This is a genomic window from Alistipes sp. dk3624 (genome assembly GCF_009557455.1).
Lineage (GTDB): Bacteria > Bacteroidota > Bacteroidia > Bacteroidales > Rikenellaceae > Alistipes_A > Alistipes_A hominis.
On sequence record NZ_CP045651.1, the window covers coordinates 1723201 to 1739631 of the forward strand.

Below are 16431 nucleotides of genomic sequence, written 5' to 3' on the forward strand. Positions count from 1 at the left end.
CGTTTTCGGACGCTTACAGATAAAAAGTAAAGGATCTTCCAGGAAGACCCTTTATTTTTTTGCCCCAAAAAAGAAACCGGCGGTTTCCGACCGAAAAGCAAGCCGGCTTCCCCCGATCGGGGGAAGCCGGCTTGCCGTTTTCTTCAAACGGATCCCGTCCTATTTATAATAATCGAACGTCCCGTTCTGATGCGTAATCGTCACCGAAGCCTTATCGGCCGCTTCGACACGACCGACGACCTGCGCATCGACCCCGAAGCTTTTCGAAATCCGGATCAGGTCGTCCGCCACGGCTTCGCTGTCGACGTAAAGCTCCATCCGGTGTCCCATGTTGAACACGCTGTACATTTCGCGCCACGGCGTCTGCGATTCCCGCTGGATAATCCGGAACAGCAACGGCGTTTCGAACAGATTATCCTTGACCACGTGCAACTTGTCGATAAAATGCAGAATTTTGGTTTGTCCGCCGCCGCTGCAATGGATCATGCCGCGAATATCGCCGCGGTGCTCCTGCAACATTGCCCGGACAACCGGAGCGTATGTCCGCGTCGGCGACAGCACCAGTTTGCCGACCGTCAGCGGACATCCCTTTACGGTATCGGTCAAACGGTATTTACCGGTATAAACCAAATCTTTGGGAACCTCCGGATCGAACGTTTCCGGATACTTCTCGCCGACGATCTTCGCAAAAACGTCGTGCCGGGCCGAAGTCAATCCGTTGCTGCCCATCCCTCCGTTGTATTCGTCCTCGTAGGTCGCCTGTCCCGACGAACTGAGTCCGACGATATAACAGCCGCTGCGGATATTCGCATTGTCGATCACGTCGCTGCGCCGGGTACGCGCCGTTACGGTGCTGTCGACGATAATCGTCCGCACCAAGTCGCCCACGTCGGCCGTTTCGCCCCCGGTCGAATAGATCCCGACCCCCAGTTCGCGCAAGTGTTGCAAAAACTCTTCGGTGCCGTTGATCACCGCGGCGATCACCTCGCCGGGGATCAGGTGCTTGTTCCGCCCGATGGTCGACGACAGCAGAATGTTGTCGGTCACGCCGACGCACAGCAGGTCGTCGGTATTCATGACGACCGCGTCCTGCGCGATGCCTTTCCACACCGACAAGTCGCCGGTTTCCCGCCAGTAAGCGTAAGCCAACGCCGATTTGGTGCCGGCTCCGTCGGCATGCATGACGAGACACGACCCGTCGTCGCCCGACAGAAAATCCGGAATGATTTTACAAAACGCCTTGGGGTAAAGCCCCTTGTCGATGCTTTTGATCGCAGCGTGCACGTCCTCTTTCGACGACGAAACCCCGCGTCCCGCGTAACGTGATGATGATTCAGACATAATTTCAGTTCGAATAATGCGTTACAAAGATAGCCATTAAATTTCGGTTTGTCTGTATTTTTTCGTAATTTTGCTTGTTACAAATCCGAAAAAGATGAACATCGTAACTGGAAAACAAGAGTCCGTATACGACCTGATCCGGAGCATGAGCAAGGCGGAGAAGCGCAACTTCAAACTCTACGCCACCCGCCTGTCCGGCAACCAGGAAGCGAAGTTCATTTCGCTTTTCGACTGCATGGACGCGTTGGACGAATACGACGAAACGAAAATCCTCCAGCGCTGCCCGATCAAGAAGGAACAGCTGCCGAACATGAAGGCGCACCTCTACAAACAGATCCTGGTCAGCATCCGGCTGCTCGACGCGCAACGCACGGTTCCGATCCAGCTTCGCGAACAGATCGACTTCGCCCGCATCCTGTACGACAAGGGATTGTTCCGGCAAAGCACCAAGATCCTCGAAAAGGCGAAAGAACAGGCGCTGTTCTACGAACAGTACACACAGGCTATCGAAATCATCGAGTTTCAGAAAAGGCTCGGGACGCTGAGCGTCTCCCGCGGACTGGTCGCCAAAAGCGAAACGGTCAGCCGGCAAGTCGCCGAATTGTGCACGCGGATCAAAAACATCAACGAACTGTCGAACAGCGGGTCGCAGCTCTACGGGCTCTACCTGCAACTGGGATACGCCCGTACGCAGAAAGACCTCGACATGATCGTCCAGGTCTACGGCCCGACGCTGGCGAAATACGACGACGAACGGCAGCTTTCGTTCACCGAAAAAGTATACCTGTACCAGGCGCAGGTCTGGTACAACTACATCCGGCACGATATGCTGACGTGCTACAAATACGTCTGTCGCTGGATACTGCTGTTCGACAGCGCGCCGCACATGAAAGAGCTGATGTACGATCTCTACCTGCGGGGATACTCCCGGCTGCTTGACGGACTCTATCTGCTGCGCAGCTACCGGCGGTTCATCCAGAAATTGGACGACTTCGAAGACGAAGCCGACTCGATCGCCGCCATCAACGACAACGCCCGGATGATCTGGCAGCAGATCATTTACGTCAACCGCATCAACAAGCATTTCTGGGAAGGCACATTCGCGGAAGGCATCCGGATGATCCCGGAAGTGGAGCGGTATATCCGCGACTACGGGACCGAGTTGGATATCCACCACCGGATGGTGCTTTGCTACAAAATCGCCTGCCTCTATTTCGGACACGGCGACTACCGCAAGTGCATGGACTACCTCGGAAGGATCATCAGCACGCGCGATCCGCGCATCCACCGCGATCTGCAATGCTACGCCCGCATCCTGAACCTGATCGCCTCTTACGAAGCGGGCATCGACTACAACCTGGACTACCAGGTGCGCTCGGTGTGCCTGTTCCTGGTCAAGATGAACGACATGCACCAGGTGCAACAGGAGATCATGGCCTTCCTCAAACGGCTCAACTCGATGTACGCCACCAACCTGAAAGAAGAGCTGCGCCAACTGTACGAACGGCTCAAACCGCTCGAGCACCACCCGTTCGAACGCCGGACGTTTTATTACCTCGACATTTTGTCGTGGCTCGAGAGCAAACAAAAGGGGAGTTCGGTCGCCGAGATCATTCGCAGGCGGTTTCTCGAAGAGAACGGCGGGAAATAGCCGGCACGAAAAATGCGGACGGCGTAAAATCCCGTCGCAGCGCGCATGTTAAATTGTAATTTAAAAAAAATAATTTTTTTTTATCCGCTGACAATTTTCGGCCAGATTTCGCAAAAGGCTTATCATTTGAAATCAATACCGGAAATTTAAAAAACATTTAGTAACGAATCGAACCGTTATATTTTTAACACCGGTACGATCCGCCGGCCGAATGCCCGATCGTCGTTTGCCGTTCTGATATTATTCACCTATTTTTACGGTCGCAAACACCGACAGTGCGAAAAAACAAATCTCTATAAAATTCCGAATCCTATGGAAAAACACGTTCAAAAGTATGTCGACGATTTCATGGCCGATATCATCGCCAGAAATCCGGGTGAAAAAGAGTTTCACCAGGCCGTACACGAGGTCGTAGAATCGCTGGCCCCGTACATCCTCGAAAATCCCGTGCTCCAGAAAATGAAAGTCCTGGAACGCATCGCCGAACCCGAACGAATCGTGATGTTCCGCGTTCCGTGGCTCAACGACAAGGGGGAGATCGAGATCAACAAAGGCTACCGCGTCGAAATGAACAGCGCGATCGGCCCCTATAAAGGCGGCATCCGTTTCCACTCGTCGGTAAACCTGAGCATTCTGAAGTTCCTCGCCTTCGAGCAAACCTTCAAAAACAGCCTGACGACGCTGCCGATGGGCGGCGGCAAGGGCGGCTCGGACTTCAACCCGAAAGGCAAGTCCGATAACGAAGTAATGCGCTTTTGCCAGTCGTTCATGACCGAACTGCAACGTCACATCGGAGCAAACACGGACGTGCCGGCCGGCGACATCGGCGTGGGCGGACGCGAAATCGGCTTCATGTTCGGCCAGTACAAGCGGCTGCGCAACGAATTTACCGGCACGCTGACCGGCAAGGGCCTCGGCTGGGGCGGCAGTCCGCTGCGTCCGGAAGCCACCGGGTACGGCACCTGCTACTTCGCCCAGGAGATGCTGGCTACGCGGGGCGAAAGCTTCAAAGGCAAGACCGTAGCGATTTCCGGATCGGGCAACGTGGCGCAGTACGCCTGCGAAAAGGCGACCCAGCTCGGCGCCAAGGTCGTAACGCTTTCCGATTCGTCGGGATACATCTACGACCCGAAAGGCATCGATGCCGATAAGCTGGCCTATGTAATGGAACTGAAAAACATTTTCCGAGGCCGCATCAAAGAGTACGCTGAAAAATATCCGGAAGCCACCTACTACGAAGGACAGCGTCCGTGGAGCGTAAAATGCGACATCGCGATGCCGTGCGCCACGCAGAACGAACTGAACGGCGACGAGGCCCAAACGCTGATCGCAAACGGCTGTTTCTGCGTTGCCGAAGGCGCCAACATGCCCTCTACGCCCGAAGCGATCAAGGCCTTCCTGGACAACAAACTGCTGTACTCGCCGGGCAAGGCGTCGAACGCCGGCGGCGTAGCCACTTCCGGCCTCGAAATGACGCAGAACTCGATGCGTCTGTCATGGTCTCCGCAGGAAGTCGACCAGAAACTGCACTCGATCATGAAAGACATCCACGCCGCTTGCGTGAAATACGGCACCGGCCCCGACGGATACGTCAACTACGTCAACGGCGCCAACATCGCCGGCTTCATGAAAGTGGCCAACGCCATGCTGGCCCAGGGCTGCGTATAAGATCCTTTACTTTCCTGATATTAAAAACGTTCCCGGAAATCCGGGAACGTTTTTTCGTTTCGCGCGGCAGGAAGCGCCGGCAGCAAAAACAAACGATAAAAAATCATCCCGAATCCGACGTTCCGTCGCAATTTATTATCCCGAAACAGGCTCGATTTTGAAAAAAAACGTTACATTTGTAGCAATTGGAAAGTAAATAAAATTAAAAATGCCTGATTGTCATGATGAGGTAACGCGACATAAAAAACCGGACTGGCTGAAAATCAAGCTCCATAACAGTAGTAATTTCGGCGAAGTGGCTCGCATCGTACAGGAACATGGGCTGCATACGATATGCAGCAGCGGACGATGCCCCAACCAAGCCGAATGCTGGAGCCGCAGAACAGCGACTTTCATGATCCTGGGTGAAATCTGTACCCGTTCGTGCAAGTTCTGTGCGACAGCCACCGGAAAACCGTTACCGCCCGACCCGGATGAGCCGCAGAAACTCGCCCGTTCCGTTCGATTGATGGGATTGAAACATTGTGTCGTCACTTCCGTAACGCGTGACGATCTGCCCGACGGCGGAGCCGAAATATGGGCGGAAACGGTACGGGCCGTTCGCCGCGAAAATCCGGATACTTCGATCGAATTGCTGATTCCCGACTTCGATGCGCGGGAAGATCTGATCGACACGGTGATCGCCGCCAAACCGGATATTATCGGACACAACGTCGAAACCGTCGCCCGGCTGACTCCGCAGGTGCGCTCGCGCGCCCGTTACGAAGTCAGTCTCAAAACTTTGTCGCATATCGCGCGGTCGGGCTGCCGAACCAAAAGCGGCCTGATGGTCGGTCTCGGCGAAACCGACGACGAAGTGCTCGCCGCGATCGACGACCTAGTCGCCAACGGCGTCCGGATTATGACGATCGGCCAATACCTGCGGCCCACGCTGAAACACCTGCCGGTCGCAGATTACGTAACTCCTGAAAAATTCGCAACTTACAAGGAAGAAGCGCTGCGACGCGGTATGCTTTACGTCGAAAGCGGCCCGATGGTGCGTTCGTCCTACATGGCCGAGAAGGCGATGCAATGTTGCGGAAGCAAAAAATAAACGAAACATGGAAACCGTTACCAGCAAATACGTCGGACGGACGGAATACTCCGCAGCCTGGGAAGAGCAGAAACGCTTCTTCAACGCCCTGCTGGACGCCAAACGAAACGGTGGCGGACAAGCGGAGCAGGTACTGCTCTTCGTCGAACACCCGCACGTCTATACGCTCGGCAAAAGCGGACACGCGTCGAACCTGCTGGTCGACGACGGTTTCCTGAAACGGATCGGGGCCACTTATTTCCAGACCGACCGCGGCGGGGACATCACCTACCACGGTCTCGGACAGTTGGTCGGCTATCCGATTCTCGATCTCGAACGGCTCGGCACGAACCTGAAGGATTATATTTGGACGATCGAGGAGAGCGTGATCCGGACGATCGCCGAATACGGTATCGCCGGCGGACGACTCGCCGGCGCGACCGGCGTATGGATCGAAGGAGATTCCCCGCGCGCGCGAAAAATCTGCGCGATCGGAGTCAAAGCGTCCCGTTACGTAACGATGCATGGCTTCGCGCTGAACGTAACGACCGACCTGCGCTATTTTTCGTACATCAATCCGTGCGGATTCGTCGACAAAGGAGTCACGTCGATCGAAAAGGAGACCGGGATGCGGCCGACGCTGGAAGAGGTCGCCCGCAAATTCGCCGCGCATTTCGGACAATTGCTCCGCTGCGAGGTACGGTGACGGCACGCGGGAAGGGCCGGGGCCCGTCGCCCGGGAAACAGGGACGGATTAAAATTTGATTAATAAGCAATTAATAAATAAAAAACGTTATGTCAGCAGAAAAAAGATGGGTACTCAAGCCCCAAGGGGATGCTGCGAAGGTGGCCGCGCTGGCCGCCGCGCTCGACATCCCGCCGGTGCTTGCCAACCTACTTGTTCAGCGTGGCATCGAAACCGAAGAGGAAGCATGGCAATTCTTTAACCCGAAACTGGAGAACCTGCACGATCCGTTCCTGATGAAGGATATGGACCGCGCCGTCGAACGGATCGACGAAGCCGTCAAACGAAACGAGCCGATCATGGTCTACGGCGATTACGACGTAGACGGAACGACCGCCGTCGCGCTGGTCTATTCGTTCCTGCGCCGGTTGGGACTCTCGTCGCTGCTGTTCTACATTCCCGACCGCTACACCGAAGGCTACGGCATTTCGGTCAAAGCGATCGATTACGCGCAGCGCAAGGGCGTGGGGCTGATCATCGCGCTCGACTGCGGGATCAAAGCGACGGAAAAGGTCGCCTATGCCAAGACCAAAGGAATCGACTTTATCATCTGCGACCATCACCTGCCGGGGGACACCATTCCCGAAGCGGTGGCGGTGCTCGACTCCAAGCGGCCCGACTGCAACTATCCGTTCAAGGAACTGTCGGGATGCGGCGTAGGGTTCAAAATGCTACAGGGGTATTGTCAGTTCAAAGGATTGCCTTTCTCGGAAGTGGAATGCCTGCTCGACCTGGTAGTCGTCAGCATCGCCTCGGACATCGTGCCGCTGGTAGGCGAAAACCGGATTCTGGCCTATTACGGCCTCAAACGCCTGAACGAAAAGCCCGGCAAGGGCCTTTCGTCGATCATTAAAATCTGCGGCCTCGACAAGCATGTCATCACCATCGACGACATCGTATTCAAGATCGGGCCGCGTATCAACGCGGCGGGCCGCATGGAAGTCGATTCCGACGACGAGAACGCCGCTCCGTCGGGCGGACACTCGGCCGTATACCTGATGGTGGCGCGCGACGAAGAGGTCGCCTCCGAATACGGGGCCTTCATCGACACCTGCAATCAGGACCGCAAGAACATCGACCGTTCGATCACACAGGAAGCCCACGAGATCATCGAAAGCCGGCCGGAACTGAAAAACCGCAAAAGCACGGTGATCTATAATCCGAAATGGATGAAGGGGATCGTCGGCATCGTGGCCTCCCGGCTGATCGAGACTTACTATCGGCCGACCGTCGTACTGACGATGAGCAACGGGTACGTCACCGGTTCGGCGCGCAGCGTGCCGGGTTTCGACCTGTACCAGGCCGTCGAATCGTGCGCCGACCTGTTGGAAAATTTCGGAGGACATATCTATGCGGCAGGCCTGACGATGCGGCCCGAAAACGTGGAAGAGTTCACGCGGCGGTTCAACGATTATGTCGAGGAGCACATCGATCCCGAAATGCTGATCCCGCAGGTGGAGATCGACTCGGAATTGCTGTTCAGCGACATCACGCACAAATTCCGGACGACGTTGAACCGTTTCCAACCGTTCGGCCCGGAAAACAACGCGCCGGTATTCGTAACGCGCGGCGTCAGCAACCGCGGCGACGCCCGGTTGGTCGGGGCGGAGCAGGAACACCTGAAAATGGACCTGATCCAGGGACAGAAACCGAACACATCGATCCCGGCCATCGCGTTCCAGCAACCGACCCATTACGAGCATGTGCGTTCGGGCAAATGCATCGACGTCTGCTATTCGGTCGTCGAGAACCACTACCGGGGCACCGTGTCGGCCCAACTGCGAATCAAAGACATCAAAAAAACGCCCGTAAAATAATTTTCCGAGGAAAAACGCAAGAGACTGTCCCGCAATGCGGCGATAGTCTCTTTTTATTGCAAACGGGCATCGTTTCTCCGTTATTTCCGCACCCTGACCCAGACCTCCCGCACTTCGATCTGATCGTCGAGCACTCCCGATATCCGCATCGTATCCCGCTCTACGCCGATTTGATAGACGGCCTGTTTCCCGATAAAACGGACCATCCCCGGCAAGCCGTAATCGATCGTTTCGGTATAGGTATCCCCGTCGAGCCGGTAGGTTCCGCCAACCCCGTTGAAGACCGTTCCCTCGGCTAAAAAAATATTCCTATAATCCAAACACATATACAAAAAAGCGACTCCCCGTCCGAGAAGTCGCTTCCGATAGAGCGATGAAATACCGTTTTATCCTAATACCGGTAGAAATCGGCCTTGTAAGGACCTTCGACCGGCACGCCGATATAATCGGCCTGTTTCTGCGTCAGTTTGGTCAGGTGCACGCCGAGGCTCTCCAGATGCAGCCGAGCCACCTCTTCGTCGAGGTGCTTTGGCAGGCGGTAAACGTTCACCTCCATCTTTTCGGTCCACAGCTCGATCTGCGCCAGCGTCTGGTTCGTAAACGAATTGCTCATCACGAACGACGGATGGCCGGTCGCGCAACCCAGATTGACCAAACGCCCTTCGGCCAGCACGAAAATGGCGTGTCCGTCGGGGAACGTATATTTGTCGACCTGCGGTTTGATCTCGGTGCGCGCGATCCCCGGGTAGGCGTTCAACTTATCCATCTGGATTTCGTTGTCGAAATGCCCGATGTTGCAGACGATTGCCTGATCGCGCATTTTTTCCATGTGTTCGACCCGCAGGATATCGCAGTTGCCGGTCGTCGTGACGTAAATATTGCCTTCGGGCAGGGCGTCTTCGACCGTCTTCACCTCGAATCCTTCCATCGCGGCCTGCAACGCGCAGATCGGGTCGATCTCGGTCACGATCACCCGTGCTCCGTAAGAACGCATACTCGCGGCGCAGCCTTTGCCCACGTCGCCGTAACCGCATACGACCACCACCTTGCCGGCGATCATCACGTCGGTCGCCCGTTTGATCCCGTCGGCCAGCGATTCGCGGCAACCGTACAGGTTGTCGAACTTGCTTTTGGTCACCGAATCGTTCACGTTGATGGCCGGAAACAGCAGCTCGCCGCGGGCCTGCATCTGATACAGCCGGTGCACGCCGGTCGTAGTCTCCTCGGAAACCCCTTTCAACGCCTCCACCGTGCGGTGCCATTTGCCGTTGTCCTCGGCCAACAATTTTTTCAGAACGTCGAGAATCACCGCCTCTTCATGGTTGGACGGAGCGTAATCGAGCGTTTTCGGATCGTTCTCGGCCGCATATCCCTTATGAACCAGCAGCGTAGCGTCGCCGCCGTCGTCAACGATCAGATTCGGACCTTTGCCGCCGGGAAAACTCAACGCCATCGCCGTACACCACCAGTATTCTTCGAGCGTTTCGCCCTTCCAGGCGAACACCGGCACGCCGGCCTCGGCGATTGCGGCGGCGGCATGGTCCTGCGTCGAAAAAATGTTGCAACTGGCCCACCGCACGTCGGCTCCCAACTCGACCAGCGTCTCGATCAGCACGGCCGTCTGGATCGTCATGTGCAGCGACCCCATCACGCGGGCCCCCTGCAACGGTTTCTGCGCACTGTACTTCCGGCGGACGGCCATCAGTCCGGGCATCTCTTTCTCGGCGATCTCGATCTCCTTGCGTCCCCAGCCGGCCAACGCGATGTCGGCCACTTTGTAAGGCAAATTCAAATCCAACAACATATTCCGTATTTTTTTATGATTATCGTTCTTCTTCCCGTTCTTTTCGAAAAACCGGACGATCTGCGCCCGGTCAGCTTCGATCTGCCGCCGAAGCTCTTCGACAGACCCGAATTTCCGTTCGCTGCGAACAAATTCCAACAGGTCGACCGTAACGGTGCGACCGTACAGATCGCCGTCGAACCCGAGCACATGCGCTTCGAGCACCCGATCCAAACCGCTGCCCACCGTCGGCTTACGCCCGAGATTCACCATCGCGGGCCATACCTTCCCGTCCACCGTGAAATGCGCGGCATACACGCCGTTACGCGCCGGCACCGACTCGCCTACGGCAAGATTGGCCGTCGGGAAACCGAGCCGGCGGCCGAGCCGGTTTCCGCCGACCACTTCGCCCGTAATCTGAAAATCCATCCTGAAAAATAAACTCCGCACGCCGCGCACCCCGGACGAAAGCTCCGCCGGAAACGGCAAACAGGCTGCGGATTCTGTTTTATTGCTTACATTTGTGCCTGCAAATGTAGAAAGAATAATCAAGATTTGCGAACGGAATGTCACGCATCCGCTTTCCGCCGGACGGGAAATTCGGAAAAGGCATTGACAAAAAGGTTTGTTTTTTGTACCTTGCTTGGGCTACGAAAGGGTACGCATATTTTGACACGATGGAGCGCAAAAACCGCAAAATATACTACACGATGGGGGAGGTGTCGGAGATGTTCGACGTCAATCCGTCGCTGATCCGTTTCTGGGAACAGAAATTCGACATCCTCAAACCCGACAAGAACAAAAAGGGCAACCGATTGTTCACGCCGAAAGACGTCGAAAACCTGAAATTGATCTATCACCTGGTCAAAGAGAACGGGATGACGCTCGCCGGAGCGGCCAAACGGTTGCGGGACAACCGCGAAGGCGTGGAGCGCAACCTCGAGATCATCGAAAAACTACAGGGTATGCGCGCCCTGCTGCTGGAAGTCCGCGAAGAGCTGAAATCGGGCGGCGACGAAATCTTCATCGACACCTCGGTGCCGGAGACCGCGCCACCGTCGCTGCAAGCCGATGCCGCAGCCGTGCCGGACGCGCCGCCCGCCGCCGAGGAATCCGTCGAAGGACCGGCCGTACCGCGGTTTTTGCAGCGCGAGATCCCGATCCCGCCGCAGCCGGCGACCGCCGCGCCGCGTTTCGACCTGCCGGAAGAGGCCGCCCGCACGGAAGAACCGACCGCAACGCCCGAACCGGAACAGCCCCGACGTCCGGTAATCGTCGAACAATCGCTGTTTTAACCATCCGATAAAACGAACGACATGAAAATACGCGACGTAGCAACCGTCATCGAAGAGTTCGCTCCGCTGCAACTGCAGGAAACCTACGACAACAGCGGGCTGAACATCGGATTCCCGGACGCCGAACTGACGGGCGTTCTGATCTGCGTGGACGTCACCGAAACGGTCGTCGACGAAGCGATCGGGCACAGGGCCAACCTGATCGTGTCGCATCACCCGCTGCTGTTCCACCCGTTACGCCGGATCGTCGGGGCCGACGCTTCGCAACGGATCGCCGCGCGCTGCCTGATCGCCGGCATCTCGCTCTATGCCGCGCACACCAATCTGGACAGCGCCGACGGGGGTATGAGTTTCCGGCTCGGGCAATTGCTCGGACTGCAAAATATGCGGACGCTGAAACCGAATCCGGAAACAGTTCCCGAATCGGGGTTCGGCATCGTCGGGGAACTGCCCGGCAGAGCGCGCCCGACGCTGGAGTTTCTGCGAGAGACCAAACGACTGTTAAACTGCGGCGCGATCCGTTACAGCGCCCTGTGCCGCGAAACCGTCTCACGCATAGCGCTGTGCACCGGAGCCGGAGCTTCGATGATCGAAGACGCCGTCGCTGCGGGCGCGGATCTCTACCTGTCGTCGGACTTCAAATACAACGATTTCTACACTCCGGACGGACGGATCGTCGCGGCAGACGTAGGACATTTCGAAAGCGAATATTGCGCAATAGCGCTTTTGCATGATATTATTACAAAAAAAATAGCTACTTTTGCAGTTCGCAAGAGTGAACATTCGATAAACCCGGTAAATTATTTAGTTTAAGAAATTTCTTACAGATATGGCGACATCCAGCAGAAAAAACAACGAATCGAACGACTATTCCGTAGAGGAAAAGATCATCGCGTTGTACGAGCTCCAGAAAATCGACTCGAAAATCGACGAAATCAACAAGATCAAGGGTGAGTTGCCGCTTGAAGTGCAGGATCTCGAAGACGAAATAGCCGGTCTCGAAACCCGCATTGCCAACATCACGTCCGAGATCGACGGACTGACGGCTTCGACCAAACAGCGCAAGGAAGAGATCGAGCAGGCCAAAACGCTGATCGCCAAATACGAACACCAGCAGGACAACGTCCGCAACAATAGGGAGTTCGATTCCCTGTCCAAGGAGATCGAATACCAGAAGCTGGAGATCGAACTGTGTGAGAAAAAAATCAAGGAATACAGTGCGGACAGCAAGGTCAAGAAAAAAATGATCGAAGACGCTCAGGCGATCGTAGCAGACCGCAAAATCGACCTCGCCGCCAAGAAAGCGGAGCTGGAAAGCATCGACCAGGAGACGGCCAAAGAGATCGAAAGCCTCGCCGTGCAGTCGGAAACCGCCGCCGTGAAAATCGACAGCCGGCTGCTGGCCGCTTACAAACGCATCCGCGAAAACGTGCACAACGGATTGGCAGTCGTTACCGTGAAACGCGACGCCTGCGGCGGCTGTTACAACCGCATCCCGCCCCAGCGCCAGTTGGACATCCGGATGAATAAGAAAATCATCGTTTGCGAATATTGCGGCCGGATTCTGGTATCCAACTTGTTGGACGAAAACAACGCCGAAGAATAGGCCAAAACGCTCCGGGATTTTCCCGATCCGTCTTATCCCGAATCTGCAAATTCCGTATTTCCGGAAATTTTGCAGATTTTTTGATTCCCGCAAATTTCCAGCAGGCTGTTTATCAAATTATGGCACAGCTTTTGTAAAAAGGATCGAAATCATGTTGAGTAGAAAAATTTGCGAATTCAAAAAATTTATGTATATTGCGACGCTAAAGTCTAATTATTTAAAAGAATTGCCTATCGAGAATATCTACTCTAAACTAATAACGAGTAGTATATGAATCTGAAGAAGTTAAGTGACAACGATTTGCTTAATGTCTATCTGTCAGGCAATGAGAATGCTGTAACTGTACTTGTCAACCGGCACCGGCGACGGGTCTTCGATTACATCAACATGATGGTCAAGGACCGGGACCTGGCCGACGATATTTTCCAGGAAACTCTTATCAAAGTAATCCGTTTCGTGAACGACGGACGATACACCGAAAACGGAAAATTTCTTTCGTGGGTACTGCGTATCGCGCACAATCAGGTGATCGACCATTTCCGACAGAAAAAACAGCAAAACCACATCTCCGAAGGCGAAGCCGGATACGACCTGCTGAACAACCGGAAACTCTCCGATTCGACGGTCGAAGACCGGATGATCTCCGATCAGATCGCCGAGGATGTTCGCAAACTGGTGGATTTCCTGCCGGCCGAACAAAAAGAAGTCGTCCTGATGCGCTACTACATGGGACTTAGTTTCAAGGAGATAGCCGACGAAACCAACGTCAGCATCAACACGGCGCTCGGACGGATGCGCTATGCGCTGATCAACATGCGCAAAATGATCGACGAAAAGCAGTTAATCTTGAGTTAAAGGCAATAATCGCCGGAGTCGGGCGTTATATAGGTACAAACGATCAAAATCAAATTGTGCCTATGGACGAAAGTTACAATGAGTACGGTTTTAATGCCGAAAGGCTGGCTGATGAAGAACTTTTCTCCAAAGAAGTAGTGGGGGAAGACAATGATCTGATTTTAGTCGACTGCCTGCTGAGAGAGGCGTTAAACAAAAAGTAAAAACCAAGGGCGCTCAATTCGGCGCCCTTTATTTTATTTATTATATTCCTTACTCGTACTCTTCAAAAAATCTAAACCGGAACGACCCCGATTCCAGGACGGTCGGGCAGCGTCACCTGCCCATCGACGATCCGGGCCCCGTCGAATCGGTCGTTCGAAATCAGCAGATTGCCGTCCAGGTCGGCCCAGTCCATCATCGGCGCCAGTTGGGCCGCCGCCGTTATAGCGCAGGAAGTCTCGGTCATACATCCGATCATCAGTTTCATTCCCAACGCCTTGGCCAACACCGCCATTTTATAGGCTTCACGCAGGCCGGTACTCTTCATCAGCTTGATGTTGATCCCGTCGTACACCCCCTCGGCACGCCGGACGTCCGGCAGCCGTTGTAAAAACTCGTCGGCCATAATCGGCAGCGGGCTTCGCTCCCGAATCCATGCCGTCTCGTCGATCATCTCTTTCGGCAGCGGCTGTTCGACGAACAGCGTATTGCGTTCGCTGAGCCACTCGATCATCTCCAACGCCTTCTCCTTATCCTTCCAACCCTGGTTGGCATCGACGCACAGCGGCTTATCGGTCACCGAACGGATGATTTCGACCAGCTCCTTGTCGTTGTCGAGCCCCATCTTCACCTTAATGACGTTATAGGGCGACGTCTCCTCCACTTTCTTGCGTACGACGTCCGCCGTATCGATCCCGATCGTGAACGACGTGTCGGGAGCTTTCTCCGGCGAGAGTCCCCATATCTTATACCACGGCTGACCGAGCAGCTTTCCGGTCAGATCGTGCAGCGCGATATCGACCGACGCTTTCGCCGCCCGGTTGTCGGGAGCCGCCGAATCGACGTATTCGAGAATTTCGTCCATTCGGAACGGATCGGCGAACTGGCCGAGATCGAGCGATCCGAGGAATTTGCAGACCGATTCCTGCGTCTCGCCGAGGTAAGGCGGCATCGACGCTTCGCCGTAGCCGATCACGCCGTCGTACTCGAGCTGCACCTGTACGTCGGGCGTATGCGTACGCGTATTGACCGCCACGGTAAACGGGTGGATCAACTTCAGATCGTACGGCTCGAACGTCAAATTCAGCTTCCCGCTACGCCCTTTTTTCGGTTTCCCCGCACAAGCGCCCAGCAGCGGCGAAGCGGCCACCCCGGCCGTAACGAGCCCCATCGCCGTGGTCTTCAAAAAGTCTCTTCTGTTCATGGTTATCGGATTGATAGGATTATCGGTTGAAATACCACGGATGGCCGGCCACCCGCGCGATACCGGGCGTTCCGATCCGGCCGACGATCCGGCTGATCGACAGGCACGGATACCCGACGAAGTCCTCCGCTTGCGGGTCGATGCTGTTGACCTTGACGCGCCCCGAAGCATGGATGAATTTTCCGTCGCCGAGATACATCGCCACATGCGTCACGCGGCCGGTCTGCGCGTTGCCGAAAAACAGCAAGTCGCCCTTGCGGCAATCCCGCCACGCTTCGGGCGCGATCTTCTCCCCGGTCAGGGCTTGCTGCGAAGCGTCCCGCGCCAGGATTACGCCATTGGCGAAATAGGCCGTCTTGACCATTCCGGAACAGTCGACCCCTTTGACCGAAGTTCCTCCCCACAGATAAGGCACTCCCATCATGCTGCGCGCCGTGCGTTCCAGGCCGTCCGGCCGCAACTCCCGGGCCGCCCATTCGGTAAAATCCTGCGTTTCGCTGCGTTTCACATAACCGGAGCGTCCGTCCGGCAGCCGGACGGCAATGAACTTCCGGTTCGTCTTACCCGCCGGATCGACCTCCAGCACCGTTCCGAGCACGAGATCGGAAACCCGGGAACCCTCCTCGTCCGGCCCAGCGTAGACGAATCCGATGTATCCGGTGTAGATAAACCGCTGTGACATCCGCCAGGACTCCATCTCACCGGGTGTTTTCAGTGCGATCGCATCGTCGTCCACCCACGAAATATAACCGTCCGGAGTCTGCACCCGATACCAGCCGCCCTGCACGTCGAGCACCCGCAACGGCGTTCCGAGGATCGCCTGGGTCGCAAACTCGGCGGCATGAGCCGGAGCGGTGCGCAGGTTGACCGACGACAGCGTGACGAGCGCCTGCGTCCGGTCGCCGAGCGCACGGGACGGTAGCAGCGTCGTATAATCCTCAAAGGCGACCCCGCCCCGCCTCAACCGCTCGCGGAGCGCACGAACGGCTTCCGGATCGTCGCACTTGCCCTTTAATATATACAGCGTATCGTTGACCTGTTCAGCCTCGATCTCGAAGACCGCCACCCGTTTGTCCGGAGCGTACCGCGCGCGCACCTGTTCCACCAGATCGCCGGCGGATTGCGCTTTCGCGCCCCAAACGGCCAGTGTCAGCGCCGCCGTCCATAAAACCTTTTTCGTTATCCTCTTCATT

The 16431-nt window shown here is 55.7% G+C and carries 15 protein-coding genes and 1 pseudogene; 10 read left to right on the forward strand and 6 right to left on the reverse strand.

The annotated features are described in order from the left end of the window. Positions 1-159: 159 nt before the first annotated feature. On the reverse strand, positions 160-1341 hold the full coding sequence (locus GFH31_RS07375) for an AIR synthase related protein (protein ID WP_055202994.1): 1182 nt from the start codon (positions 1339-1341) through the stop codon (positions 160-162). Positions 1342-1435: 94 nt separating this feature from the next. Between GFH31_RS07375 and GFH31_RS07380 the strand changes: the two genes are divergently transcribed. From GFH31_RS07380 to recJ, 5 genes are all read left to right on the forward strand, one after another. Next, positions 1436-2992: a hypothetical protein gene (locus GFH31_RS07380; protein ID WP_118655608.1), complete on the forward strand. Its 1557-nt coding sequence runs from the start codon at positions 1436-1438 to the stop codon at positions 2990-2992. 312 nt (positions 2993-3304) lie between these two features. Beyond that, entirely contained in the window at positions 3305-4660 is a 1356-nt protein-coding gene (gene gdhA / locus GFH31_RS07385) for an NADP-specific glutamate dehydrogenase (protein ID WP_055202990.1), read from the forward strand. A 208-nt stretch (positions 4661-4868) separates the two neighbouring features. Beyond that, positions 4869-5753 carry a lipoyl synthase gene (gene lipA / locus GFH31_RS07390; RefSeq protein WP_055202988.1) on the forward strand — a complete coding sequence of 295 codons (885 nt, stop codon included), beginning with the start codon at positions 4869-4871 and terminating at the stop codon, positions 5751-5753. Positions 5754-5760: 7 nt separating this feature from the next. Continuing rightward, the gene (gene lipB, locus GFH31_RS07395; RefSeq protein ID WP_101573615.1) at positions 5761-6438 is read left to right on the forward strand and encodes a lipoyl(octanoyl) transferase LipB; all 678 of its coding nucleotides are present in this window, start codon (positions 5761-5763) and stop codon (positions 6436-6438) included. Between the two features lie 89 nt (positions 6439-6527). After that, a complete protein-coding gene (gene recJ / locus GFH31_RS07400) occupies positions 6528-8294 on the forward strand; it encodes a single-stranded-DNA-specific exonuclease RecJ (RefSeq protein ID WP_055202984.1) in 1767 nt (588 codons plus the stop codon). A gap of 80 nt (positions 8295-8374) precedes the next feature. On the opposite strand, the gene GFH31_RS07405 is transcribed toward recJ, so the two are convergent. From GFH31_RS07405 to GFH31_RS12885, 3 genes and pseudogenes are all read right to left on the reverse strand, one after another. Then, on the reverse strand, positions 8375-8614 hold the full coding sequence (locus GFH31_RS07405) for a hypothetical protein (protein WP_153497721.1): 240 nt from the start codon (positions 8612-8614) through the stop codon (positions 8375-8377). Between the two features lie 71 nt (positions 8615-8685). Beyond that, positions 8686-10098 carry an adenosylhomocysteinase gene (gene ahcY / locus GFH31_RS07410; RefSeq protein WP_055203570.1) on the reverse strand — a complete coding sequence of 471 codons (1413 nt, stop codon included), beginning with the start codon at positions 10096-10098 and terminating at the stop codon, positions 8686-8688. A gap of 63 nt (positions 10099-10161) precedes the next feature. Further along, positions 10162-10506, reverse strand: a pseudogene (locus tag GFH31_RS12885) (riboflavin kinase); the annotation flags it as partial. A gap of 248 nt (positions 10507-10754) precedes the next feature. Between GFH31_RS12885 and GFH31_RS12890 the strand changes: the two are divergent. From GFH31_RS12890 to GFH31_RS07435, 5 genes are all read left to right on the forward strand, one after another. Further along, positions 10755-11372, forward strand: coding sequence for a MerR family transcriptional regulator (locus GFH31_RS12890; RefSeq protein ID WP_216645964.1), 618 nt, complete (start codon positions 10755-10757; stop codon positions 11370-11372). Between the two features lie 21 nt (positions 11373-11393). Then, positions 11394-12185, forward strand: a complete 792-nt coding sequence (locus GFH31_RS07420; protein WP_118655602.1) for a Nif3-like dinuclear metal center hexameric protein — start codon at positions 11394-11396, stop codon at positions 12183-12185. Between the two features lie 16 nt (positions 12186-12201). Then, positions 12202-12978, forward strand: coding sequence for a zinc ribbon domain-containing protein (locus GFH31_RS07425; RefSeq protein ID WP_055202976.1), 777 nt, complete (start codon positions 12202-12204; stop codon positions 12976-12978). 270 nt (positions 12979-13248) lie between these two features. Continuing rightward, on the forward strand, positions 13249-13833 hold the full coding sequence (locus tag GFH31_RS07430; protein ID WP_055202974.1) for an RNA polymerase sigma factor: 585 nt from the start codon (positions 13249-13251) through the stop codon (positions 13831-13833). A 62-nt stretch (positions 13834-13895) separates the two neighbouring features. Continuing rightward, the gene (locus GFH31_RS07435; protein ID WP_153497722.1) at positions 13896-14036 is read left to right on the forward strand and encodes a hypothetical protein; all 141 of its coding nucleotides are present in this window, start codon (positions 13896-13898) and stop codon (positions 14034-14036) included. A 71-nt stretch (positions 14037-14107) separates the two neighbouring features. Here GFH31_RS07435 and GFH31_RS07440 read toward each other — a convergent pair whose 3' ends face one another. Together GFH31_RS07440 and GFH31_RS07445 are read right to left on the reverse strand one after the other, a co-directional pair. Then, positions 14108-15238 (reverse strand): enolase C-terminal domain-like protein, encoded by a 1131-nt coding sequence (locus tag GFH31_RS07440; RefSeq protein ID WP_101573623.1) that lies wholly within the window; start codon positions 15236-15238, stop codon positions 14108-14110. A gap of 19 nt (positions 15239-15257) precedes the next feature. Further along, positions 15258-16430: a C40 family peptidase gene (locus tag GFH31_RS07445; RefSeq protein WP_101573625.1), complete on the reverse strand. Its 1173-nt coding sequence runs from the start codon at positions 16428-16430 to the stop codon at positions 15258-15260. Between the last annotated feature and the right edge of the window lies 1 nt (position 16431).

Excerpts from the sequence above, each read along its gene's own strand:
- GFH31_RS07420 (WP_118655602.1), top strand. The coding sequence starts at position 11,394 with ATGAAAATACGCGACGTAGCAACCGTCATCGAAGAGTTCGCTCCGCTG.
- gdhA (WP_055202990.1), top strand. The coding sequence starts at position 3,305 with ATGGAAAAACACGTTCAAAAGTATGTCGACGATTTCATGGCCGATATC.
- GFH31_RS07380 (WP_118655608.1), top strand. The coding sequence starts at position 1,436 with ATGAACATCGTAACTGGAAAACAAGAGTCCGTATACGACCTGATCCGG.
- GFH31_RS07440 (WP_101573623.1), bottom strand. The coding sequence starts at position 15,238 with ATGAACAGAAGAGACTTTTTGAAGACCACGGCGATGGGGCTCGTTACG.
- ahcY (WP_055203570.1), bottom strand. The coding sequence starts at position 10,098 with ATGTTGTTGGATTTGAATTTGCCTTACAAAGTGGCCGACATCGCGTTG.
- lipB (WP_101573615.1), top strand. The coding sequence starts at position 5,761 with ATGGAAACCGTTACCAGCAAATACGTCGGACGGACGGAATACTCCGCA.
- GFH31_RS12890 (WP_216645964.1), top strand. The coding sequence starts at position 10,755 with ATGGAGCGCAAAAACCGCAAAATATACTACACGATGGGGGAGGTGTCG.
- GFH31_RS07430 (WP_055202974.1), top strand. The coding sequence starts at position 13,249 with ATGAATCTGAAGAAGTTAAGTGACAACGATTTGCTTAATGTCTATCTG.
- recJ (WP_055202984.1), top strand. The coding sequence starts at position 6,528 with ATGTCAGCAGAAAAAAGATGGGTACTCAAGCCCCAAGGGGATGCTGCG.
- GFH31_RS07375 (WP_055202994.1), bottom strand. The coding sequence starts at position 1,341 with ATGTCTGAATCATCATCACGTTACGCGGGACGCGGGGTTTCGTCGTCG.
- GFH31_RS07445 (WP_101573625.1), bottom strand. The coding sequence starts at position 16,430 with ATGAAGAGGATAACGAAAAAGGTTTTATGGACGGCGGCGCTGACACTG.
- lipA (WP_055202988.1), top strand. The coding sequence starts at position 4,869 with ATGCCTGATTGTCATGATGAGGTAACGCGACATAAAAAACCGGACTGG.
- GFH31_RS07435 (WP_153497722.1), top strand. The coding sequence starts at position 13,896 with ATGGACGAAAGTTACAATGAGTACGGTTTTAATGCCGAAAGGCTGGCT.
- GFH31_RS07425 (WP_055202976.1), top strand. The coding sequence starts at position 12,202 with ATGGCGACATCCAGCAGAAAAAACAACGAATCGAACGACTATTCCGTA.